This window comes from bacterium, assembly GCA_036504735.1.
In the GTDB taxonomy this organism is placed as follows: domain Bacteria; phylum Electryoneota; class RPQS01; order RPQS01; family RPQS01; genus DASXUQ01.
Genome location: DASXUQ010000010.1, coordinates 121,512 through 144,956, shown reverse-complemented (window position 1 = coordinate 144,956; position 23,445 = coordinate 121,512). Strand labels below are relative to the sequence as shown.

The 23,445-nt window shown below is 59.5% G+C and carries 14 protein-coding genes; 9 read left to right on the top strand and 5 right to left on the bottom strand.

The genetic code is table 11. The features are described 5' to 3' along the window. Positions 1-15 precede the first annotated feature (15 nt). The 9 genes from nadA (at position 16) to VGL38_09825 (ending at position 9,643) form a co-directional block, all read left to right on the top strand. Positions 16-1,050 (top strand): quinolinate synthase NadA, encoded by a 1,035-nt coding sequence (gene nadA / locus VGL38_09865; GenBank protein HEY3295734.1) that lies wholly within the window; start codon positions 16-18, stop codon positions 1,048-1,050. Positions 1,051-1,130: 80 nt separating this feature from the next. Continuing rightward, positions 1,131-2,546, top strand: coding sequence for an aspartate ammonia-lyase (locus tag VGL38_09860; GenBank protein HEY3295733.1), 1,416 nt, complete (start codon positions 1,131-1,133; stop codon positions 2,544-2,546). A gap of 8 nt (positions 2,547-2,554) precedes the next feature. Beyond that, a complete protein-coding gene (locus VGL38_09855) occupies positions 2,555-3,289 on the top strand; it encodes a sulfite exporter TauE/SafE family protein (protein HEY3295732.1) in 735 nt (244 codons plus the stop codon). Between the two features lie 36 nt (positions 3,290-3,325). Next, a complete protein-coding gene (locus VGL38_09850; protein ID HEY3295731.1) occupies positions 3,326-4,144 on the top strand; it encodes a DUF4846 domain-containing protein in 819 nt (272 codons plus the stop codon). Further along, complete coding sequence (locus VGL38_09845) at positions 4,144-4,593, top strand: hypothetical protein (GenBank protein ID HEY3295730.1); 450 nt, start codon at positions 4,144-4,146, stop codon at positions 4,591-4,593. Before VGL38_09850 ends, VGL38_09845 begins: the two co-directional genes overlap by 1 nt. 385 nt (positions 4,594-4,978) lie before the next feature. Beyond that, positions 4,979-5,626, top strand: coding sequence for a TetR/AcrR family transcriptional regulator (locus VGL38_09840; GenBank protein ID HEY3295729.1), 648 nt, complete (start codon positions 4,979-4,981; stop codon positions 5,624-5,626). Positions 5,627-5,631: 5 nt separating this feature from the next. Next, positions 5,632-6,666 (top strand): HlyD family secretion protein, encoded by a 1,035-nt coding sequence (locus VGL38_09835; GenBank protein ID HEY3295728.1) that lies wholly within the window; start codon positions 5,632-5,634, stop codon positions 6,664-6,666. Next, a complete protein-coding gene (locus VGL38_09830) occupies positions 6,663-8,285 on the top strand; it encodes a DHA2 family efflux MFS transporter permease subunit (GenBank protein HEY3295727.1) in 1,623 nt (540 codons plus the stop codon). The genes VGL38_09835 and VGL38_09830 overlap by 4 nt, the downstream gene beginning before the upstream one ends. 47 nt (positions 8,286-8,332) lie before the next feature. Next, positions 8,333-9,643 carry a TolC family protein gene (locus tag VGL38_09825; protein ID HEY3295726.1) on the top strand — a complete coding sequence of 437 codons (1,311 nt, stop codon included), beginning with the start codon at positions 8,333-8,335 and terminating at the stop codon, positions 9,641-9,643. Positions 9,644-9,752: 109 nt separating this feature from the next. Here VGL38_09825 and VGL38_09820 read toward each other — a convergent pair whose 3' ends face one another. The 5 genes from VGL38_09820 to VGL38_09800 all read right to left on the bottom strand — a co-directional run bounded on the left by VGL38_09820 (position 9,753) and on the right by VGL38_09800 (position 23,100). Then, a complete protein-coding gene (locus VGL38_09820) occupies positions 9,753-12,461 on the bottom strand; it encodes a M6 family metalloprotease domain-containing protein (GenBank protein HEY3295725.1) in 2,709 nt (902 codons plus the stop codon). A 26-nt stretch (positions 12,462-12,487) separates the two neighbouring features. Continuing rightward, positions 12,488-14,215, bottom strand: coding sequence for a metallopeptidase TldD-related protein (locus VGL38_09815; GenBank protein HEY3295724.1), 1,728 nt, complete (start codon positions 14,213-14,215; stop codon positions 12,488-12,490). Between the two features lie 20 nt (positions 14,216-14,235). Next, positions 14,236-15,948, bottom strand: a complete 1,713-nt coding sequence (locus VGL38_09810) for a metallopeptidase TldD-related protein (GenBank protein ID HEY3295723.1) — start codon at positions 15,946-15,948, stop codon at positions 14,236-14,238. A gap of 129 nt (positions 15,949-16,077) precedes the next feature. Then, the gene (locus VGL38_09805) at positions 16,078-21,141 is read right to left on the bottom strand and encodes a C25 family cysteine peptidase (protein ID HEY3295722.1); all 5,064 of its coding nucleotides are present in this window, start codon (positions 21,139-21,141) and stop codon (positions 16,078-16,080) included. 429 nt (positions 21,142-21,570) lie between these two features. Continuing rightward, complete coding sequence (locus VGL38_09800) at positions 21,571-23,100, bottom strand: aromatic amino acid ammonia-lyase (protein HEY3295721.1); 1,530 nt, start codon at positions 23,098-23,100, stop codon at positions 21,571-21,573. Positions 23,101-23,445: the final 345 nt, after the last annotated feature.

Here is a 23,445-nt window from a genome sequence, read left to right as displayed (position 1 = left end):
GGGGAGGGATATACGATGACTGAGACACTGACACAAAAACTTCAGCGGGTGGATCCGGATTATTACGGCGCAGAGCGCGTCGCGAAGCTGGAGGCCCAGCTTGAACATATCCGCATACTCAAGCGCGAGCGCAACGCCGTGCTGCTGGCGCACAACTATCAACGCCCCGAAATTTTTGAAGTCGCCGATTTCACCGGCGACTCGCTGGGTCTTTCTCTGCAAGCCGCCGAAGTGCATGACGCTGAAGTGATCGTCTTCTGCGGCGTGCATTTCATGGCCGAGACCGCCAAGATCGTCAATCCCCAAAAGACGGTGCTGTTGCCCAATTTGGCAGCGGGCTGCTCTCTGGCCGATACCGCCACCGCTCCCGCCGTGGAAGACCGTATCCGCGAACTGAAGAAGGTCTACCCCGACCTCGGTGTGGTCACGTACGTCAACACCACCGCCGACGTCAAAGCACTATCGGATGCCTGCTGCACGTCTTCCAACGCCGTGAGCGTCGTGCGCGCCATGCCGCAGCGGCAGATTCTCTTCATTCCCGATCAGAACCTGGCCCGCCACGTGGCCACTCACGTTCCCGAGAAAACCATTATCGCCTGGGACGGCTTCTGCTACGTGCACCACCAGATTTCGCCGGACGTTATTCTCAAAATGCGCCGCGAGATCCCCGGCATCAAAGTGCTCGTCCATCCCGAATGCCGCGACGATGTGGTGAAGCTGGCCGACGCCGCACTCTCCACCTCCGGTATGATCGAGTACGCCCAGCAGAGCAACGCTGCCGAGTTCCTCGCCGTCACCGAATGCGGCCTGTCCGACATGCTGCAAATCGCCGTTCCCGAAAAGCATTTCTATCGCGCCTGCAAAATCTGCCGTTTCATGAAGGCCATCACGCTCGACAACGTCGAAGCGTCCCTTGAAAAGATGCAGTTCGAAATTACCCTCGATGAAGACGTCCGCCTCCGTGCCGGCCGTGCCATCCAACGTATGTTCGAACTCACCAGTTCCAAACGCGATAACCTTACGTTGCCCGCGGACGTCGCGGCAGAATAACCCATCCTCTCTAACGTACTTTAACCGGATCGGGAGTCCTTCCCTGTCCCTTATCCTACCACCCACACTTGGTCTCCACCATGACAGCTCCAAACTTCCGCATCGAAAAGGATTCGCTGGGCGAACTCCAAGTCCCTGCAGATGCCTACTACGGCGTGCAAACCGCGCGCGCGGTAGCCAATTTCCCGATCTCCGGCATCAAGCCTCACCCGATTTTTGTCCGCGCCTTTGTCACCATCAAGCGCTCTGCCGCCGTGGTGCATCGCGAACTCGGCCTGCTCTCTCCCGAGCGCGCCGACGCTATCATCAGGGCCTGTGATGAAATTCTGTCCGGCGAGTGGGCCGATCAGTTTGTCGTGGATGCCTATCAGGCGGGCGCGGGGACGTCCACCAACATGAACATGAATGAAGTCATCGCCAATCGCGCCATTGAACTGATGGGCGGCGTCCGCGGTGATTACACCAAGGTTCATCCCAACGACCATGTGAATATGGCGCAGAGCACCAACGATACCTATCCCGGCGCCATCCGCATCGGCGTGTCGATGAAGCACCCCGAGCTAATCAAATCCCTCGACGGCCTGATCGTTTCCTTCGAGAAGAAGGCCGCTGAATTCGACGACGTGATCAAGTCCGCGCGTACTCACTTGCAGGATGCCGTGCCGATCCGCCTCGGTCAGGAGTTCGGCGGCTGGGCTTCCATCATGTCACGCTGCCGCGCGCGCCTCAACGAAGCGGAACTCGGACTGCGCCAGCTCAACCTCGGCGCTACCGCCGCGGGTACGGGCATGAACGCCCATCCCAAGTACCGGTTCATGGTCGCGCAGGAAATCTCGCAGTTTACCGGCATCAAGTTCCAGCCCGCGCAGAATCTGTTTGAAGTCACGCAGAGCCTCGGCGACATGCTCTACTATTCCAGCGCCATGCGCCTGCTGTCCATCGAACTCTGCCGCATCGTCAATGACATCCGCCTGCTCTCCTGCGGCCCGCGCACCGGTCTGAATGAATTCGTTCTCCCGCCGGTTCAGCCGGGATCGTCCATCATGCCGGGCAAGGTCAATCCTTCCATGGCCGAAATGATGAATCAGGTCTGCTATCAGGTGATCGGCTTCGACACCACCGTGGCCTTCAGCGCTCAGGCCGGACAGATGGACCTGAACGTGATGATGCCCGTCATCAATTTCAATCTGCAGCAGGGCATGCACATCATGGCCAATGCTATTCGCATGTTCACCACCAAGTGCGTGGACGGCATCACCGTGGATCGCGACCGCTGCAAGTATTACTTCGAAGCATCCGTCGGCATGGCCACCATTCTCAATCCCTACATCGGCTACTCCAAGGCCGCGGAACTTGCCAAGCTGTCCGTCAAGACCGGCAAGACCATTGTGGATCTCATCCGCGAGCAGAAACTGCTCACCGAAGAGCAGCTCAAGGATATCCTCGATCCCATCAAGCTCACCGAGCCCGATCAGCAAACCTTCGGCAACAGCTAAACGCCTGAGTGGACCCGCAACTCACCACCCTGCAATATCTGATTCTGGCCTTCGGTGCGTTGCTGGGCTCAACCGTCTCCGGCGTGACCGGAGTCGGCGGCGGCATGGTCTTTCTCCCTTTCCTGGTGTTTACCGTGGGAGCGAAATATGCCGTGCCCTATCTGTCCATGCTGCTGCTCGTGGCCAATGTCTCCCGCGCCTGGTTCGCACATCAGGGCATTGACTGGAAGGTCTGGCGGCACTTCTGCCTCGGCGCGGTGCCCGGTGCCGCCCTTGGCGCGCTGCTTTACACGTACCTTCCGCCCTTCTGGATCACCAAGGCGCTGGGCGTCTATCTTATCGCCTACGTCATCTTGAGCTACACCAAGGCCACATGGCCGAAGGAAGCGACGCTCAAATCTATCAGCATTGTCGGCGTTCCCGCTGGGCTTGTGTCGGCCGTCGTCGGTGGCTCAGGCCCGGTGGTAGTGCCGTGGCTGCTTCGCTATGGCCTGATCAAGGAAACCTTTATCGGCACCGAAGCTGTCGGCGCCGCCGCCATTCATGTCGTGAAACTCGGCGTATGGGGCGGCACGGGGATGATCCGCACCAGCGACATTCTTCTCCTTCTCCCGCTTTCGGTGTTGATGATTGCCGGTTCGTGGGCCGGCACCGCCCTGGTTACACGCATGCCCGTTCGCCTGTTCCGCTCCATTCTGATTGTTGCGCTCGCGGTTATCGGTCTCCGTTTCCTCCTCTTCTGAGTCTACCCTTCCAGAACCTCCAAAAGAGATCTTTCCATGACGAACACACGCTGGCTCACTCTGTTGCTCCTTCTGCTGTGCAGCGGGGCGCTGCTCTCGCTTCAGGCTGCCGGAACGCGCACCATCGAAGGCGCTATCAATCCGCCGGCCGGTTTCACGCGTCTGCCGCTGGCCCCCGGATCGTTCCCTGCCGCCCTCCGGCAACTCGAACTCTCCGATCAAAAGGTGCTGCTCGCGGGCGACGGCAAGACGCCGATCTGCGACAGTGACCGCGTCGCCATCACCACCGTTTTGCCGTATAACAATACGCACGATGTGGGCGTGGATGGCATTGTCAGGCTGTGGGGTGAACATCTCTGGAAGACCCAGCCCAAGGGTGGTATTTCCTTCCCGCTGGATAATGGACAGATCGCCGAATGGAAAGACTGGCGCGACGGCCTGCGTCCCAAGAAGGCCGGTGGCCGTTACATTTTTACGCAGGTCACCACGCCCAATGGCAGCTACGCCAATTATCAGGATTTTCTCTCCTTTGTCGCCGAAGAGATGGGCGCCATTGCCCTCAAGCGCGAGAGCACTATTATCACCTATGACGATTCCCTTACCGTCGGCGATGTGATCATTGCTCTGCGCAAGGATACCGAAACCCGGCTCGGCGTGATCCTCGACGCCTGCAAGGGACCGCGCGGCGAAAAACTTTTCTTACTCGGCACCTGCGGCACGCCCAGCACCAATCTCTACGTGATGCGCCCCTATGCTCCCGTGCAGGGCGTCAATGAGTGGTTCACGCTGGAAGGCGCGCGCTGGGCTGTCGGCGAAGGAGACCGCACCGATCTGCGCCGGGTGATGCTGAAGTAATGAAGCCCTGGTTCCTCATCGGCCTGGGTGCATCGTTGCTCTACGGTGTCAGTGCGGTGCTCTTCAAGCTGCTCACCTCGGAAAAATATCTGAACGGCCATTCCGGCTGGGTGCTCGCGGGCATCGGCATGGGCATTGTCGTCTGCGGCTTCTTCGGCGTGCTGGTCTGGCCCGCCGCCGCGTCCAGCGGACAAATCGTCACACCCGTGCTCTGGGCCATTCCCATCGGTTTCCTGAATGGTTTCGCCACGCTGCTGATCCTCTACGCCATGCGTTCCCCCGGCACCAACATCAGCCAGCTCGTCCCCGTCTATAACACCAACACGCTGGTTGCCTTTTTGCTGGCCGTGATCTTCTTCAAGGAACTCCCCACCGGCGGCGACTTGGTCCGCAACCTCGGAGGCGCGCTTCTTATCGTTCTCGGCACCACCCTGATTGGCATGAGATGATAGCTTAGACGATACTTCCCGTTTTTGTATTGGCCGCGATTCACCGCGCCAAAGCCCCGGATCATCTCCGGGGCTTTGGCGTTAATAATGGACTGATTACGGATCGCTATGCTTTTGTGGCTATTCCTAAGCCAGCACGCGCCGTCGTGCTGGATTCTTGATTCTCGGTTTGCGCCACGGCGGAGCGTGGCGCCTAGTTCGGTGCGAGATGCAGCACGGGAAGGAGAGGGACCGCGCGGTATTCCCGCGCTGTCCCCCCGCCGAAGGCGGCCCCGTGATCCAACGCACTGCGTTGGGGTGCAAGGGTTACCCCTGCGGCTTGCGCTTCGCGGAAACTTTTCGTACTTTGGACTGTTCAAGTAGAACAGTCGAAAATGGAGTGCACATGGCCGTTCGGGCTCCCGCTCTTACCTCGGAAAAGGAAACCCTTATTTTGAACGCCGCCCAGCGGCGGTTTGCCGTGTATGGTCTGGCCAAGGTCACCATGGACGAAATTGCCACCGATATCGGCATGGGTAAGGCTTCTCTTTACTACTACTTCCCCACCAAGGAACATCTGTTCCGCAGCGTCATCGCCCGCGAACAGGCGGAGTTTATGCAGCGCCTCCAAACGGCTCTGGCCAAGGACATCCCGGCTTCCGAAAAACTGAGGAAATTCACCGAATTGCGCCTCGATTACTCGCGCAGCCTGCTGAATCTTCAGGTCTCCAACATGATGTCCTACCTCTTGACGAAGCCGGTAATCCACGACCTCTTCGAAACTTTTGCCTCCGAGGAGCAACGGCAGTTGACCGAAATCCTCCGCGAGGGCAAGCGCAACGGAGAATTCGACGTCAAATCTTCCGAGGCGCTCGCCACGTTGATGTTGCATGTCTTTCAGGGACTGCGCCTGCGGATCATGCGGGCCTCGCAGATTGCCGCACCGGCCGAGCCCGAATCCGAACAACTCGCCCGTGAGATGCGGCACGTTACCGAAGTCTTCCTGAACGGCATCCGCAAAACCAAAATCTCTCACCGAGCAGAAAGGGCCTAACAGGCATGGATCAGGAGTCCCGTAAGGACCAGACATTTGTCGCTCAAACCAACGGCGCCGAGGCCAACCCAGCCGACGCCAATGGCAGGTCACAGCGCGACGATGCGAACAACGGCAAGTCCGGTTCCTTCGCCCGCCGCTTGAAAGTCATCATCCCCGTGGTTATTGTCCTCGGCGCCATCGGCCTTTTCGCCTGGCGCTGGTATCTGGGCAATCGCGATTACGTGTCCACCGATGATGCCGCCGTCGATGCCGACCGCGTATCCGTCAGTTCCAAAGTCCTCGGCCGCATCGTGCAACTCAATGCCGATGAAGGCGATTCCGTCACCGCCGGACAAATCCTCGTGCAGCTCGACGCCAGCGACCTGCGCGCCCAACAGGCACAGGCGCATACCTCCCTCGACCTCGCGCAGGAAAATATCCGTCTGGCCCGCGTGAACGTCAGCAAAGCCGAGCAGGATTACCGCCGGGCACAGGCGCAATTCAAGGACAATGTCATTCCCGCTGAAACCCTTGACCATGCGCAGAAGGAATATGAAGCTTCACAGGCGCGTCTTGCGATTGCCGAAGCGCAAGTCGGCACGTCGCGCGCCCAAATCAGCGTCGTCGACACGTCCTTGCGCAACACCACCATTACCGCGCCCATGACCGGCGTCGTCTCCAAGCGCTGGGTGCTTCCCGGTGATGTCGTGCAGCCCGCGCAGCCGATCCTTACGCTCTACAACCTGCGTGATGTATGGATCACCGCCAATCTTGAAGAGACCAAACTGCGTTCGCTCAAGCTCGGAGACAATGTGGAGGTGCACATCGACGCCTATCCCAGTCTGCAGTTCACCGGGCATGTGACCCAGTTTGGCACCAACACCGCCGCGCAGTTCTCCCTGATTCCGCCCAACAACGCGTCCGGCAACTTCACCAAGGTCACTCAACGCGTACCCGTGAAAATCCGCCTTGAACAAATTCCGGTTACCGATGGCCGTCCCGTGCAGCTTCTGCCCGGCATGTCCGCTGAAGTCAAAGTGAAAGTGCGCTCGCAGTGAATCCGTTCTCGCATCACGCCGTTCGCGGCAAGCTTATCGGCCGCTTCGCCTCGCTGCATCATGAACACGAGTCCTACCGCTGGTGGGTGCTCGCCAACGTCATGATCGGCACCTTTATGGCCGTGCTCGATGCCACCATCGTCAACGTTGCCCTGCCCAAGCTCATGGGGACATTCGGCGTGAGCGTGGACAAAATCGAATGGGTCGTCACCGCCTACCTGCTCGTCTTCGCCGTGATGCTCCCCACCTCGGGCTGGGTAGCCGATCACTTTGGTTACAAGCGCACCTATTTTGCGTCGCTCTTCCTCTTTACCTTCGGGTCGTTTCTCTGCGGCCTGGCCTGGAATGAGGACGTGCTGATTATCTTCCGCATCATTCAGGGCGCGGGCGCCGGATTTCTGATGCCCGTCGGCATGGCCATCATCACCCGCGAATTCCCCGTCAAGCAGCGCGGCCTCGCGCTCGGCTTCTGGGCTATTTCCGCGGCGGCCTCTGTTTCGCTCGGCCCGCTCGTCGGCGGCTATCTCGTCGACAACATCAGTTGGAATGCCATCTTCGATGTCAACGTCCCCGTCGGCATCTTCGCCATGTTCGTGACGCTGGTCATTCAGCGCGAATACAAAACCGAGCACACCCGCTCCTTCGACTTCGTGGGCTTCATCTCCATGACCGTCTTTCTCTCCGCTCTGTTGCTCGCGCTTTCCGACGGCAATGCGGCGTGGAACACCGGCGGCTGGACCTCGCCCTTCATCCTGTCCTGCTTTGCGCTTTCGCTGCTCGGGCTGGTGGTCTTCATGTCTACGGAGTTGACGATCAAGCATCCGCTGATTGACCTCGGCCTGCTGAAGAACTTCAATTTCGCCGTCACCAATGCCATCCTCTTCATTTTCGGCCTTGGCATGTTCGGCAGCACCTTCCTGCTTCCGCTCTTTTTGCAGAACTCGCTCGGATACACCGCTTTGCAAACCGGCGCCATGTTCCTTCCCGTCGGCATTCTGCAAGCTTTTATGTCGCCTCTGGCCGGCGTGGTGTCGGACAAGCTCAGCCCCAAAATTCCCGCGGCCATCGGCATTCTGCTGCTCGGCATCAGCCTCTATTTCAACGGCTTTCTCTCCCTGTCCACAGAGCGCCACCACATCATGTGGCTGCTCGTCATTCGCGGCGTAGCGATGGGTCTGCTCTTTACGCCACTCAGCGCGTTGGCCTTAAGCGACATTCCCCGCGAGAAGATGGCGCAGGCTTCGGGGCTCTTCAACGTCATCCGCCAGATCGGCGGCAGCTTCGGTGTCGCCATCATGGGCACCATGCTCACCCGCCGCATGATCTATCACACCGCGATGTATGGACAGGCGGTCAATACGCATGATCCCCTCTTCCAGAGCCTCGTGCACGGCTTGCAGCAGTTTGCCCAGCAGGCGGTCGGCGGATCATCCGGCGTTGCCGCCATGCGCGCCAATGCACTCATCGCCTCGCATGTGGCGCAGCAGGCGTTCGTACAGGCCATCAATGACGATTTTCTCCTCGCCGCGGCAATCACCATGCTCGGTCTGATTCCCATTTTCCTGCTTCGCGGAAGCAAGAAGAAGGGCGGCGGCCATGCTCCCGCTCCTGTCGAATAGCGCCGCGCTCGCAGCCGGCAAGTTTCGAACCAATTTCTGGAATCCCGATGAATCGCTTCTATAAGTCTGTTCTCCTTCTGACATTTTTCTTCGGCTCGCTGAGCGTCCGCGCCGCCGACACTCTCACCGTGCAGGACGTCATGCAGCGCGCCCTGCAAAACCATCCGGCTGTGCAGCGTGCCCTTGAAGATGTCACCGCTGCCGAGGCCCGCGTTGGACAAAGCCGCAGCGCGCTCTATCCTACGGTGGATGGTGTTGCAAATTACGCCCGCATCGGTCCGGTGCCCTCCATTCCTTTCGGCAGTGCGGTCTTTGAGCTGGCCCCTGCCGACAATTACGATCTGCACATCACCGGACGCTACAACCTCTACGATTTCAAGCGCACAGCGACGCAGGTCGATCTGAGCCGCAGTCGTGTCGCGGTCACCGCCGACGCGGTCGATGCCGCTCGCAGCACTCTGGCTTATCAGGCGGCGCGCGCCTTCTATGGCGTCGTCTACTTTCAGCAGGCCCTTGCCGTGCAGGATCAGCAGATTGCCGCATTGAATGAGCATCATGACATCGCGCAGAAGCGCGTGCAAACCGGCGTCGCCACCAACCTCGACGTCTTAACCACCGATGTTCGTGTCGCCGCCGCACAAAATCAGCGGGTGGACTTACAGAACATGCTGGACAAGCAGATCACCGTTTTGCGCGAACTGCTCGGTCTTCCACCGCAAGCTCCCGTTACACTTCGCGGCACTCTGGAGCACACTCCGGTCACGGTCAACGAGGATTCCCTCATGTCCGTCGCCTATCGCCAGCGCACCGATCTGCAGATCGCGCGTGATGCCGAAGCTTCCGCGCGTATGCAGCAGCGTGTCACTTCCCTTTCCGATCTGCCCGCGCTCAATGCCTTCGCGCAATATGGCTTCAAGAATGGTTATGAGCCGCATTTGCATGAGTGGGTGAGCAACTGGGCCGTGGGCGGGCAGCTCGCCGTTCCGGTCTTCTCCGGCAAGCGCAAGGAATTCCACAAGCAGGAAGCCGACGCTAATCTGCGCTCGCAGCAGGAAAACACGCGCAACATCCAGCGCCAGATTCAGTCCGACATTGGCCGCGCCGTTGTGGACGTCAAGGCCGCGCAGAGCAAGATCGACATCGCTGCCGTCGGCATCGAACGCGCCCGCGCCGCCATTGCCGTCGCCCGTTCCGCCTATCAATATGGCACCATTACCAACGTCGACCTGCTCGATGCCGAGACCTCGCTGGCCCAAGCCAACCTCATCCAGTTGCAGGCGCTCTATTCTTATGAACTCGCCCGCTATAACCTCGAGCAGGCCATCGGCGTCAAAGTATGGGAACCCGCCGGACAATAATCCATTTCCGCGCATCACAGCCGCCAAACAAAGAAAGGGCACCCGCAGGGTCGCCCTTTCTTCATATCCCAACGCGCCGAAGGCGGCATGGGTGCAAGTGTCACGCCTGTCAGCGCAGCAGCATCGCCTTCTGCGTCAGCCGCACACCGCCGGCGGACAACACGAAGAAGTAGATTCCGCTGCCGCATTCGGAGCAGCCCCAGCGGATTGTGTACCGACCTGCCTGTGCCATTCCCTTCACCGGCGCATCCACCTCCCGGCCCAGCACATCGTACACCGTCAGCGTAACCCACGCGGCGCGCGGCACGGCATACGTCAACACCGTCGTGGCGTTGAACGGGTTCGGGAAGTTCGACGACAAACCGAACGCCGTCGGCAGCGCCGTTCCATTCGGATCGTCGGTCCGGAGGACCGCTCCCACTCCATGCAGCACTACGCGCAGCGGCTCACCCGCATCATGCGTGATAATCAGTGTGTCGCTCCACACGCCGGCGGTCGGCGCAAACACCAGAGACAACGTCCGTTCACCGCGCGCAGGCACTGTCGCCGGACGCGTGCTGTCCGCCACGGAGAACACCAAACCCGCCGCCAGCCGCAGGCTCTGAATCGCCGTCGGCCAGTATCCGCTGTCGGCAAGCTGAAGAGTTCGTACTCCCTGCTGACCGATCTCCACCGTATCGAAATTCACGCTCGTCGCCGATGCCGTCAGTGCAGGCACTCCACCCCGCCCATGCACCGGCATCCGGTTCGGACTGGTGTAATCACTGCTGTAAACAATCAGCGTATCCTCGAACAGCCGCGGTTCCGTCGGCGCAAACTGCACGCGCACCGGGTACCAGCGGTTAGGTCCCACCGTTCGCGGCCCGTGAAAATCCGTCGTGATGAAACCCGGAATATGCAGGGAATCCAGCACCAGATCCGCGCTGCCGGTGTTCCGAATCACGAACGCATCGTAAACCTCCGTCGAGCCTACGCGCGCCACGTCCAGGTCGAGGATCACCGGCGTAAAGACAATCCGGGACGCCATCACGTACACACGTCCGTTGGTGGTGTCTACCGCAGGCACCCCTTGATTCAGCGTGAATCCGGCAAACGTCAGCGCGCTGCAAGAATTATCCTGCGCCGCCCGTGCCGCGTGGAGCTGCAAAGACAGCATCGTGCCGTTTCCGCTGAGGGGCGCACTGCCCGAGGCATTCACCGTCAGCGAGCCGCTCGCGGGTGTCGCCGTTAGGTTCCAGGATTGCGGCACCAGTCCGCCCCGGATCACGTATGGCGCAACGGCGCTGAAGAGCGTCGAATCGAAGTGCACCGTAAACTGCAGCGACGTCACGTTGCGGCCGTTCAGATCATTTTCCACGCCCACCGGAATCACTATGTCCGAACCTGCAACCACGGATGTGTCCGGCATCCACACAAACGCCGGGTTGCCGTCAGGAGATGAACTCACATAAAATCCCGCGTACATCGTGTCCGCCGAGGCGCTGATGTGCCGCACCGAAACATGCGAGTCCGACAAATCGTACGCTTCGCTGCTGGGTGCGCTGTTCACGTTGAAAATATGATTTTCCAGCGCGCCCGGATACGGATCACCCGCGTCGCCCCGGCCCGCATTGTGTTCAAGATTCCAGAAGCCGTCCGCCTGCTCCAGCGCCACGTGGTAATGCCCCTGGTCCGTATAGCCGGGATACCACTGATGGTCGTTCCCGTACTGTTGATCATCCACGTGCCAGATCATCAGGCCGCCGGACGGCAATCCCCGGTCATAGCCTTCCTGCTGCCGGTTCTCCACCAGAAAATACTCGCTGCCCTGCTGGCCGTCCGTCCACATCCGGAAAATCTGCGGCGTCGCCTCCACGGACGGAATCGCCATGCGAGTCACGTTCGATGTCAGGTTCGTCGCGTTCACAAATCCCATGCGGATCCGGCTCCAAGCGTCGGGATGGGACGGCAGGCTGCCCATCCCGCCGTTCCACGACCCACCCGCCATCAGGCTCCAATTACCCACGCCTTCCGAATCATAGTCATAATCGTACAGGTCGGGCAATCCAAACACCGAATGCCCCATCTCGTGCGCGTACACGCCGCACGTCATATCGCCGGGCACATCCCAGTACTCCGGCTCCATCGAGTAGACATCCGCCGTTACGCCATCCACCTGCGGCGGATTCTGCATCTGCCACTTGTGGGACCAAATATCCGATCCGCGGCCCGTCCGCTCTGCGCCCGGTCCGGTGTGAATGATGAACAGCGCGTCCACATGGCCGTCGCCGTCATTGTCATATTGCGAAAAATCCACCAGCGGATCCACGAGGTTCACGGCGTCTTCCGCCAGCCGTTGCGCGTTCTGCGGATAACTTCCGAATCCGTTCTGTCCATCCACGTAATAGCTGTAGGTGTGCGGCGCCCGCTGCCATTCCAGCGCGCTGGGCATGTTGAGGGTCACCAGCGTCAGGTTGCCGTAGGAGACCTGCGAATAATAGTTGCGCAGCGTTCCCGTGTTCGCTCCAAACAACAGGCTGTCGAAACCGACCGGATCCGTATGCGCGCCATGATCGCTGAAATCCACGAGGATCGCGATCATATTAATATCCTCGTCGAGGGAACGCTGACGCAGCATATCCACCAGCGGACGGCGCGTCGGGGATTCCACCCCGCGGGACTGAATTTGCTGATAGTGCTGCAGGTAGTACGGCGCGGCCACTTCGTGGCTCCGGATTTTCTGCAACAGATCCGGATGCGGCGGCATAGCCGACACCGGCAAAACAGACGTAAGGCAAAACAGCAGGAGCACCGTCAAGGCGGTAGTGCAGGGTTTCACTGGAAGTTCACTCGCGTTAGAAAGGATCATTTTTCAAACAGGGGATTGCTGCTCACCGGCAGCGGTTCATGCGCCGTGTTGGCTTTGAATTCCATCTCTTCGATCAGAATCGACGGCGTCTCGATGCTCACCGGATATTGGACCTGCGGCAGCATTGTCGGCTGCAGCATGCCGTACACTTGTTCGTCTTTGCCCATCGCCGAAATGTCGCGCAGACTGCGGATCGTCACGTCATCGAAAATCAGACCGCGCACCGGCTCCATCCGCCCATCCTTCGCATACACCTTGTAGGCAATCAGCGGCTGCGTCATCAGCTTGGGCTTGTCCTGCGAATCGTCCATCCACGAGTACTCGTTGGAAATCCGCTCGTCTTCCAGCCGCGTGATCAGCAGTCCGTACTCGTTGCCCGAGTCTTTCGCCAGCCGCCGCAGTTTCTCCATCATCTGCGGCGCGGCCACGGGCTTATCCGTCTTCACAAACAAATTCGTCACCACCGGAATCGTCCACTGGTTGATCAGAGTTCGCGCGTGGCCGTTGGATTCCGGCGTCTTCTTCGTCGGCTGTCGCGTGCTGGGCAAGCTCACCAGCCGCCCTTCTTTCACCAGCGTCAGGGTGCGGCTGGGCACGCTCTCATCATCCACCACCTGATGCCCCAGCAGCCGGTGGCCTTTCCATTCGGCTGTCTTCGGATCATCCGTGATCGTCACAAAATCCGGCATCACCCGCCGGTTCATCCGCTCGGCTAATTTGCCCAGCGAAAAATACTGGCTCATCCAGTCTTCCGGTGTGAGCACGTCCCGCGCCAGCGTAAGCTGCTCCGCAAAGAGCTGCGAGATCACCTGCGCCGATGCGTAGTCCGTAAACAGCACCGGACCCGAGTATTCATCCAATGCCGGAGCGGCCACCGCTGCCGTCAACTCCTCCGACATCTTCTGCACGGCCTTCACCAGGTCTTCACCCTGCGGCGGATTTTCTCCGTCGCGCGTCACAAACCGGCGGAAGCTGCTGAGCCGCTGTCCGTCCTTCGCCTGTGCGGTCGCGGAAACTTCAATCTGTTGCTGAACCGCGCCCTTCATGTGGCGGCTTCCTTCGGAACTCAGATACCGCTTGGTCACCGCCGTCGCCGTATACGTCACCTTCCAATCCTGCAGCGCAGGATAGGCCCGCAAGGCTGCCGCCGCCTGCCGCACCGATGCCGCCCACGCCGCTGTGTCCGCCGTCAAGGCATACGGCTTGTCCATCACCTCCAGATGATCCGCCTTGCCGAAATCCCCGAGGGATTCCTGCGCCGGATGTGTCTGCAAAAAGGCCTTCTTGCGCGCCAGATTCTCCAGCGCGTCCTTGTAAGCCTTGTCCGTGGACAGCCAGATCTGATGCCGCAGCGCCTGGTAATCATCTTCCTCGGCCAGGTCATGGCGCATATTGTAGAGGTCGCCCCAGTCGCCGACAAAATTGGAATTGTCCAGCGCCGCGTCGCCGACCCGCAAATCAACGTACAGATAGCGATCCTTCGACCGCTGCGATTCCACCAGCGCACCGTAGCGCGCGCCGATCTCCACGCGCTCGTTGTCCTCAATCCGGTAGCTGAGGAAGTACGGGCGCGACATCTTCTCGATCACCAGCCGGTTCACAGAGCGGTCCAGTTCATCCTGCATCGCCTTGAAGACCGGGTCCTTGACCTCCGCCGCAAGGCTTGCGCCGCACAGGGTCAGTGCCAGCACGGCTGCCGAAACGTAGCGTGTATATCGTGGCATGTTTTGCTCCAGCTTTGGGGTCAGGGTTGAGGGTCATGTCCGGGTGGCGGCAGAATCGGCGGCTTCTCCTGCTCCTTCTGCTTCTTCTCCACCTCGATTTCCGACACCAGCACGCTGGGCGAAATAGCCGATACCGGCACCCACCCGGATTCCGCGCCGCAGGTTCCGTTGAACACCGCGTCGTCGTTGCCGGCCATGATGATCTTGCTGAAACTCGTCAGCGGCGTACCCACAATATCCACTCCGCGGATCACTTCGTCAGGCCGCCCATCGGCGTACACCCTGTACACCAGCAGCGGCTCCACCTTGAAGGCCTGTGGTCCCTGCCGCCTTGTCATCGTGAACCCGCCGGAAATGTCGTCGAAGATCAGCCCGTAAGGCTTCCCCTGCTTCTTGCAGGTTTCGATCAGCAGTTTGCGCAACTGCTCATACGGCACCACCTTCTCCGACGTCACCATCAGATTTGCCTGGCGTGAGCACACGTCCTGTCCGCACTCGCGGCGGCCATGTCCGTTGCTCTGTGGGAAATTCGCAATCGGCGAACGCGACGTGAGAAAATTCCGCAGCACGCCCTTGTCCACCACCGTCACCCGTTGTGCCCGGATGCCTTCGTCGTCATAGGTGTAATAGCCGCGCAGATCCACGCCCTTGAACTTTGCCTGCGTCGGATCGTCGTACACGCTGATGAAATCGGGCAGCACAGGCTGTCCCACCTTCTTCGTGAACGTCTGCCCTTCCGTCTCGCTCTTCTGGCGGTGACTCTCGATCCGGTGGCCGAAAATTTCGTGGAAGAACACCGCGCTGGCGCGGCTGCGCAGAATCGCCGGGCCGATGTACGGCTCCACCAGCGGCGCGTTGATCAAGGACTGCAACTCCGATACGATCCGCTGCGCATCCGCCAGCATCACGTCATCGGACGGCATGCCTTCCGGCGTCGCCGCGTCGTACGATGCGTTGCGTTCCAGCTTCATGCCGTCCGCCGCCATCCCCGACACCGTCATCCGCAGCCGAAGGTAATGGTTGCAGTGCTGCAGCCGGCTTCCCTCGCTATTCACCATAAACACGTTCTGATCGTTCACCGACAGACGCGCGCTGGATTCCTGCACAAACGGCGAGTCCATGAACACCTTGCCCACGCGCTTCAGAATACTCTGCCAGCGGCCCTGGTCCACAGCCGTCAGCGTGAACGCCTCGCTGAACTGCTGCGGCTGCGCCGTCGAGAAATCCTGCGACGTGTCCTGCTCTTCAACCTTCACCTGCCGGTTGGCCACCACCTTCGTGTAGCGTTCCTGCGCCTGACGGAATTGAAACTCCGTTTCATTCCACAGGGACGCGCGAATCGCCGCCGCGTCGGTCTCCATCGGAAAATCCACCATCCGCCGCCGGGAATCATTGTCCCGCCAGCTCCCCTCGCGGATCTGGTGCGTATTGTCCAGCGCCATGCTGCCCACGCGCACATCCACATCCAGATTCTTCCGGTTCGTAGATTGCGGCTCTGCCAAGGCCCCATCCACCATCCGGGCTTCATAGGTGTGACGTTCCGTCACGGTGTACCCGAGATAGTACAGCGGCGCTTCCTTACTTTGTCCAAGGTGCGACATGGACCTTTGCAGCTCCTGCTGCATCACATCCAAAAGGTTCACCGGATCGGCGGCCAAACACATCCGCGCCGGTCCTGCAATCAGGCAGCACGCCAGAATCAGCGGCCGCCACCAGACCATGACGTCTTTCATATCATCCCGAAATGTGAAAATCAAATCTCTGCCCCGGGTCTATCGTGTCCCCGGCGGATAGAAAAGAGAGCAGGCCCTCCGGCATACGAAGGGCCTGCCGTGCTCAAAGTGCCCGAACCAACCTGTCCGCTACCGCATCAACAGCATCTTCTTGACGGATGTATAGCTGCCTGCTTTAATTTGATAGAAGTATACGCCGGTCGATACTTCGCCGCCCGTGCCCGTTCGTCCATCCCAGTTCACCGCGTACGATCCCGCCGCCCGCGTCTCGTCCAGCAGCGTCGCCACCTTTTGCCCCAGTGAATTGTACACCGCCAGCCTCACATGCTCGGCCTTAGGAAGATCGAACGCGATCTGCGTGGTGGGGTTGAACGGATTCGGATAGTTCTGGTGCAGCGCGTATTCCGCCGGAATCTCGTGCGACACATGGCCCGCCGCCAGAGTGCGGCGCACCACCAGCGTCACCGGAATGATCACCGTCGAATCATAGATCACGCTGGACACATGCAGGTCCACGTGATACACCGCATCGTGCAGGGAGTCCGGATTGAAGGTCACGGTGAGGTTTTGCGAGCCCGGTCCCGGAATCGCCGCCGATGACGGCAGCACATGCATCCACGAAGAGTTGAACGTCATCTCGTGAATGGCAATGCGTCCGCCTTCGCCGCCGCGCACGATGCCTGCAAACACCTGCGTCGTGCTGTTCCACTGGTTCGTGATCGTGCAGCCCGCTGCCCGGTCGCCGGCAAGAGCGGGAAGATCCACCACCGTCTGTTGCGCATAAGGTGCCGTCGGAACCATCTTCGTAATCCGCGTCTGGTTCGCTCCGTCACGGCTGAAGATATAGAGCTTGTAACCGTTGGGGTCGTTCGCATTCCACGCCAGGCCCGAAATATTGTATCCCGCGGTGTCCGGCAACTGAATCTGTACCGCGCCGGTCCGGTCAATCGCGTAAATGTCCGAGGTATAGTCCGCAATCCAGAAATAGTCCATCGCAGGATCATAGGCTATCGCCCGGCATGGATTAAGCGGGCTGGGGATTGTCACTTGAACAACGCCCGCCGTGTCGATTCCGGTAATCGAATGGTTGTCCGATCCATACAGATACTGTCCATCCGTGGCCAGATCGAACCATCCCAACATTGTCGTCGCCGGCTGGGGAACCGATCCATGCGCATTGCCTTCGGTGTCAAAGCGATAGAGCGTCGGCTGTCCAGCCGTTCCCGGCCCGCTGACCCACCATTCGCCATGGAAGAATTCGCACCCCCACGGCATTCCATCGCCGGTGATCTGCGTCACGCTTACGTTGCCAATCGAATCCCACGGATTGGGGCTGGGGTCGCCGTGCAGGAAAATGCTCGTTTCGTAATCCAGCGGGCCGTTGCCTGAATTGGAGATCGTCAACGGCACGCTGCCCTGATCGGATCCGACGCTGTCCCATAGCGACGTCTCCGACAGCTCCATCACCGGATGGTGCAGCGAAAAGTCAGCCGATGCCGTGTCATCCAGCGCCACCACGATGTTCGACACGGAATCCGCGTTAAAGCGGTGGAAGGTCGCATTCAAAGCATACGTTCCCACCAGCACATCGGGGATCAGATAATGTCCAGAGGCGTCCGTCGTCGTATGGTAAGAATAGCCGTTCACGCTCACCCGGGCGCCCGCCATCGGCAGATTATCGGCCGCGTTTAAGACCGTGCCTTGAATGGCGCCGAACATGTGCCGGGCTTCCGTGGTAAACATAATCGCCCGCCCGGTTGCAATCGTCGCCGAGCCCGGAATCACATCTATCCGGTGCGCATAACCCAGGCCAACGGTATTATTCGGCGCCTGAATGCCAATCGTACACCCTTCCGCTTCATCATTCTGCTGGTTCGGCACGTTCGTTCCCGACGCGACATTGTACTGCATCAGGATCTGGCCATTGCCATCCATCGTCGGTGTGAAGGTCGTATCATAAAGAACGACTTCGAAGTCCAACGCCGTGCCGTAGTTGTTGTTGCCCACCCCGGCCTTCCACTGGATAATATAGCGGTGATTGGCCGCGTCATCCATCACCCACACACCCTGGCCGGTTCCGCTCGTCTTCAGGTCATCCCAGTACGGCGCGATCATCGCGCTCGGCGCACCCATCGACGGGATCGGATAGTTGCGGAACATGTCGATATAGGACTGATTGCCGAATGCGCACCAGCCGTTGGAACATACCGTAATCGTATCGTACACCTGCCCATAGAACTTGAACCCGAACGGCAGTCGTCGGGCCGTCGAGTACATCGCCTGCCAATCGGTCTTGTCACCCGGATCGCTCAGATTCAAGTTCGTGCCGCCCGTGCCGGAGATGTTCACATAACTGTACGTGGGATGCATCTCATAGTTCACGTCGGTGTTGTCATAGGCGTAGTAGCCGTAGGCGTCCGGTCCCGTGGGATCGGTCGTGGCCGCTGAGCCGACACTGATTGTAAACTGCACCGTGTCCGCAAAACCGGTCGCCGTGCTCAGGATGAGCTGCACCGGAACCTGCAGGCCGCGAAACGCCATCGTGTTCGCCGTCAAGGTAAACACGTCCGTCGTATTGGAATCCAGCGCTCCCGCTGCAATATCTCCGAACACCGCTTCCGCGTCGTCCGCGTGCACAAATGGGCTGAGAGGCGTAATGTGCCCGGTCACACCCGTGAGGGGCACTGTGCTCACGTTCCGCACCACCGCCGTCAGGTTTGCCGTGGCGCCCGGATCCAGCGTTGCGCTGAGCCGCGAACGTACGCTGCGCATCTCGCCCGCATGGCACTCGAGGGAAACTGCTCCCACAGTCTGACCCGCCGAGGACGCAATCGCAAGACTCAATAGAATCAAATCATGGTTCTGTACTCCGGGGCCGACCACGATCCGGTACGGCGTTGAACCCAGCACCGAGTCTCCCGGCGCCAGATCCGTATAGCCTGCCGTCGCGCTCGTCACCGTCACCCGCGGATCACTGCTGGTCAACGTCGCCGAAATTCCTGTCACTGTCAGGGTGCTGCCGAAATTCTTGATGTATACCGGCAGGTCAATCGTCTCGCCGGGGTTCATCAAATGGTCCCCGTTGCCCTGCGTGCCGCCGCTGTTGTCGTCATCCAGCACCACGCTGCAGTTCATGGGCATCGCATCTACCTGGCCACAGGGGATCGTAAACAGATAGGGTTTATACCCGCGTTTGGTCACCGTCAGATACATGTTGCCCGCCGTTCCCACCGCCACCGGCAGCGTGATTCGGCCCTGACCGTCGGTCAGCCCCTTTACCCATGTGGAATCCGCGCCTCGCTTCCACAACACCACCAGCGCTTCATCCAAGGCGGCGCCCGTCGCGTGATTGACCACCGACACGCTCACCGCGCGATCCCCCACATTCAGGACTGCCGGATGCGTCACGTCCATCACCTTCGGCACGTCTGTCCACATCTCAAGTCCGGGGTCGCCGAACAGATTGAACAGCCGCGAAAAATTCTGTGCCACGTTTCCGCCGTGCGGATCGGAGTGGCTCGGCCCGAAGGACAGGTAAAGCTGTGCCTTCGCTCCGTTTACTGCCGTTCCCAGATTCGGCACCTGCACATCCGCCATATTGTAAATCAGGCCCGCGGCCAGAACGACGTTCGCGCCGTTCATGGTTCCCGCTGACGACGTGCCCATGCCCGCCACGCCGCCCTTGGGATTCGTATAGGTAGAGCCCGTGGGGCTAAGCCAGTCTTCCGCCGGGCTGTCGGCATTGCCCGAGCCCGTGAAATCGCCGGCATTGCAGGTTACGCACATGCAGATCGGAAACCGGCCCGCCGGGCTGGTTCCGTCCGCAATCGTGTTCGGCATCTGGAATTGCCAACTGCCACGCCACAGCATGTAGCCAATGCCGTTGTTCACCGCCGTCTGCAAGGCGGTCACCTGCTGCCCCGTCATCACCCCATCGTGTGTAGCAATCGTGCTGCTGTCCACACCTGTATTGTGCAGGAACTGATCCTTCGCCCAGCGCATCACCAGGTAATTGCCAGCGCAGGAATTCCCGATACCCGCCAGCAGGTAAGACTTGCGGAACCACATCGTGTCCGGCTGCTGCTGAGCATTCTGCATATGCGGCTCGCGCTCATACGCCATGATTTTGGCAATGGCTTGTCCCAGTGCATTGCCTGTGCCGCAACTCAACCGGCCCACGCCGATGTCTTCAAGTTCGTCCTGTGTATTCCCCAAGGCAAAGGAGTGATCATAATTTCCGCCGTCCGATGGAATACCCACGCCGTTCCAGCCCGGATCTCCCATCAACGTGACAAACTCCAAAGGAGGATCGAACTGCGTGTATGCGGTGCGAATCCGCGTGATCGCATCCTGTGCGGACCATGTCCCACGGGAGTCTACGGTAACCTTGAATCCCCTGCGCGTCTTCCACTCCGCCAGCGTGTCCGCCCACGGCCGGACCTGCGCATTGTTGCTGGTCAGAATCAGATAGCTTCCCGGATCCGTTGTCACATCATCCAGCGCCATATCGTCCAGATTGGGAATCAGATTGCGGTAGATACTCGCCCACGCGCTCGAAGGGCGGCGGGGATTCAGCAGTTCATTGACGCCGGGATGATTATTGGCGACCACATCGACGCTGAGGTTGCGGTAGATGCGGGCCTGATGGGTGACCGGATTGACCTGCACGGGGTAGAGCGTGACCGTGACCACGCGGAAGTCGCGCATGATCATGGGATCGCTCATCACCGCCACGTTTTCCGGATACCAGCCATCCTTGCTGTAGACTGCTTCATTGCGCACGAGGGCATTGAAGCCCGCTTCTTCCGGCTGCACCGGGAAAGCATTGACATTGTCTACCACCTCATAGTCGGCTTCGTTGATCACGAGATCCGCGCCGCCCGTATTCGGAATCCGGTAAAAGCGGCTCACCTGCGGAACCGACGGACCGCCCGTCGTCATCACGGGATACTCTCCCGCAATGCTGAAGGTCTGGTATGTCTGGTAATTCCACAACTGTTCCTGGGTCTCCACCGCGGGCGATTCCAAAGCAATCGTCGTCAGTTCGGGGGACCCCTTGGTCACATTCAGGTGAGCTTGTGATCGGGAAAAATCCTGAACGCCAAGCGGAAGGGCGTCTGTCCCAGTGGCAAAGGTGGACGTTACTGTGAGCAGCATGCAAGTACAAAGCAGCAGTCCTAAAGAACGTCTCATGAAGCTTCTCCTTTGGTTGCCGTATTCCTACAGTAGACAAGAGGTGCCAAATAACCCAACTTGAAAGTTACGGATTGTTTCCGCCCTATGCAATAGATAATCCTCTGAATCTCATTGTCTTCCCATAAAGCCTGCACATGCTCCGGCCCACGACAAACAATTATCTTGATCACATAGCTTTATAAATCATAAAGAGTTTGACGACTCCCTGCCGTGCCCACACGACGGCCTCGTTTCATAGCGTAAACTCTATCGCCTGACGTAACCCGCATCCGCCCTTCCCACCCCGCGCATAGTTTACATCAACAATAAACATCTCGCTTTTATCGAACATAATGCGTAATTTCGTATGAATTCGTATAAAAACAAGACGGGCACGCGGAAGATTCCTCTCTTCTGCGTGCCCGTCTCTCGTTCCAGTGAAGCCGGTTAGTAGGCCTTTAGTTCACCAATAGCGCTTTCCACGGCTTTCAGCACATGCAGCGACTTCACGGCATCCTTCATATGGTTATGGTCGTTGAACAACGGCCGGTCCACATCCAGATGCGCCACCACCTCGCGCACCGCCTTCTGCGCCGTCTGCGTGCCCTTACCCGGCGAAAACTCGCGGAAATCCAGCGCCTGCGCCGCCGCGATGAACTCAATGGCCAGCACGCCGTACGCATTGTCCAGAATCTGCTGCGTCTTCAGCGCCGTATTCCAGCCCATGCTTACAAAGTCTTCCTGGTCCGCCGCCGCCGGAATCGACTGTACGCACGCCGGAGCCGACAGAATCCGCTGCTCCACAATCAACATATCTGCCGTGTACTGGCTCAGCATGTGGCCGGAGTACATGCCCGCGCCCTTGGTCAGAAAGGCGGGCAGTCCCACGCTCAGCGCCGGATGCAGCAGACGGTTCAGCCGCCGCTCGGAAAGCACGCTCACCATCGTCACGGTCGCACCGAGCATATCCAGCGGAACGCTGACCGGACACCCTTGGAAGTTTGCCCCGGACAGCACCACGTTATCCTCGGCGCAGAAAATCGGATTGTCGCCAATGCCGTTCAGTTCGGTTTCGAACTGTTCGCGGGTCCAGCGGAGCTGGTCGCGAGCCGCGCCGACCACCTGCGGTGTGGACCGCATGCTGTACGCATCCTGCACCTTGACCTTCATCTTGCCCGTCGTCAGGTCCGATCCTTCTACGAGCTTACGGATATTCCACGCGCTTGTCACCGCACCCTTGAAGCCGCGCAGTTGATGCAGCCGCGTGTCATACGGCTTCATATTTGCCAGCAACGCTTCCAGTGTCATCGCCGCCGCAATTTCCGCCTGCTTCAGCCAGCGCTCGATGTCATATACCAGAAGACAGCCGACGCCCGTGATGAAATTGCTGCCGTTGATCGCCGCCAGACCATCGCGCACCTCAAGGCCCGGAGCGGTAATTCCCGCCAGTTCAAAGGCCTTCGCCGTGCTCATCCGCTCGCCCTTGTAGAAGGCTTCGCCTTCTCCCATCAGCGACAAGGCAATCTGCGACATCGGCGACAAATCGCCGCACGCGCCCACGCTGCCCTTGTTGCACACCACCGGCGTCACGCCCTTGTTCAACATCTCCACATAGGTCAGCGTGATCTCGGGACGGCATGCCGAATAGCCATTGGCGTGCACGTTAATCCGGCTCAGCATCGCCGCCCGGACATATTCCAGCGGCATCGGATCGCCGATTCCCGCCGCGTGATTGAACACCAGGTACTTCTGAAATTCCTTCGTCTGATCTTCCGACAAAACCACCTCGGAAAGTTCGCCGATGCCGGTGTTCACACCGTACATGATTTCCTTGGCGGCCACTTTTCTTTCCAAAAACGCCCGACAAACCTTGATCCGGCCCAGCGCCGCCGCGGAGAGTTCTACGGTCTCATACTCTCGCGCCACGTGAACCACGTCTTCTACCGTCAGCTTTTTGCCGTCAACAACGATGGCCATCAGTCCGTCTCCTTACAGTTCCTTGGCCGCCTTCGCGGCTCCTGTATGCAGTGCATGTGCAATGGGTCTTCTTTATTCCTCGAGCCCCAAAACCCGTCCTTCCCCGGCCCGAGCCAGACCCATAATTTAGCACTCTTCTTCACAAAACTCAACCCCACCTTCTCCCCTCCTTCCCTGCCGTGTCAACTAACACATATACAATATGTTCCTAATATGCCTTCCCCTGCAACGCCACCTAAGCATCGTCGCGGCATGCGTCTTGGGTTTTCGTGTGCCCGGCTAAAGCAGGAAGGTGCACGGTTCTTCAAGGTGTAAGGCCTGACGGCGTTCGCTCTTTTTAGGGGT

Coding starts and splice junctions, on each gene's coding strand:
- VGL38_09845 (HEY3295730.1), top strand. CDS start 4,144: ATGAAGCCCTGGTTCCTCATCGGCCTGGGTGCATCGTTGCTCTACGGT.
- VGL38_09805 (HEY3295722.1), bottom strand. CDS start 21,141: ATGAGACGTTCTTTAGGACTGCTGCTTTGTACTTGCATGCTGCTCACA.
- VGL38_09840 (HEY3295729.1), top strand. CDS start 4,979: ATGGCCGTTCGGGCTCCCGCTCTTACCTCGGAAAAGGAAACCCTTATT.
- VGL38_09835 (HEY3295728.1), top strand. CDS start 5,632: ATGGATCAGGAGTCCCGTAAGGACCAGACATTTGTCGCTCAAACCAAC.
- VGL38_09815 (HEY3295724.1), bottom strand. CDS start 14,215: ATGCCACGATATACACGCTACGTTTCGGCAGCCGTGCTGGCACTGACC.
- VGL38_09850 (HEY3295731.1), top strand. CDS start 3,326: ATGACGAACACACGCTGGCTCACTCTGTTGCTCCTTCTGCTGTGCAGC.
- VGL38_09810 (HEY3295723.1), bottom strand. CDS start 15,948: ATGAAAGACGTCATGGTCTGGTGGCGGCCGCTGATTCTGGCGTGCTGC.
- VGL38_09860 (HEY3295733.1), top strand. CDS start 1,131: ATGACAGCTCCAAACTTCCGCATCGAAAAGGATTCGCTGGGCGAACTC.
- nadA (HEY3295734.1), top strand. CDS start 16: ATGACTGAGACACTGACACAAAAACTTCAGCGGGTGGATCCGGATTAT.
- VGL38_09800 (HEY3295721.1), bottom strand. CDS start 23,100: ATGGCCATCGTTGTTGACGGCAAAAAGCTGACGGTAGAAGACGTGGTT.
- VGL38_09825 (HEY3295726.1), top strand. CDS start 8,333: ATGAATCGCTTCTATAAGTCTGTTCTCCTTCTGACATTTTTCTTCGGC.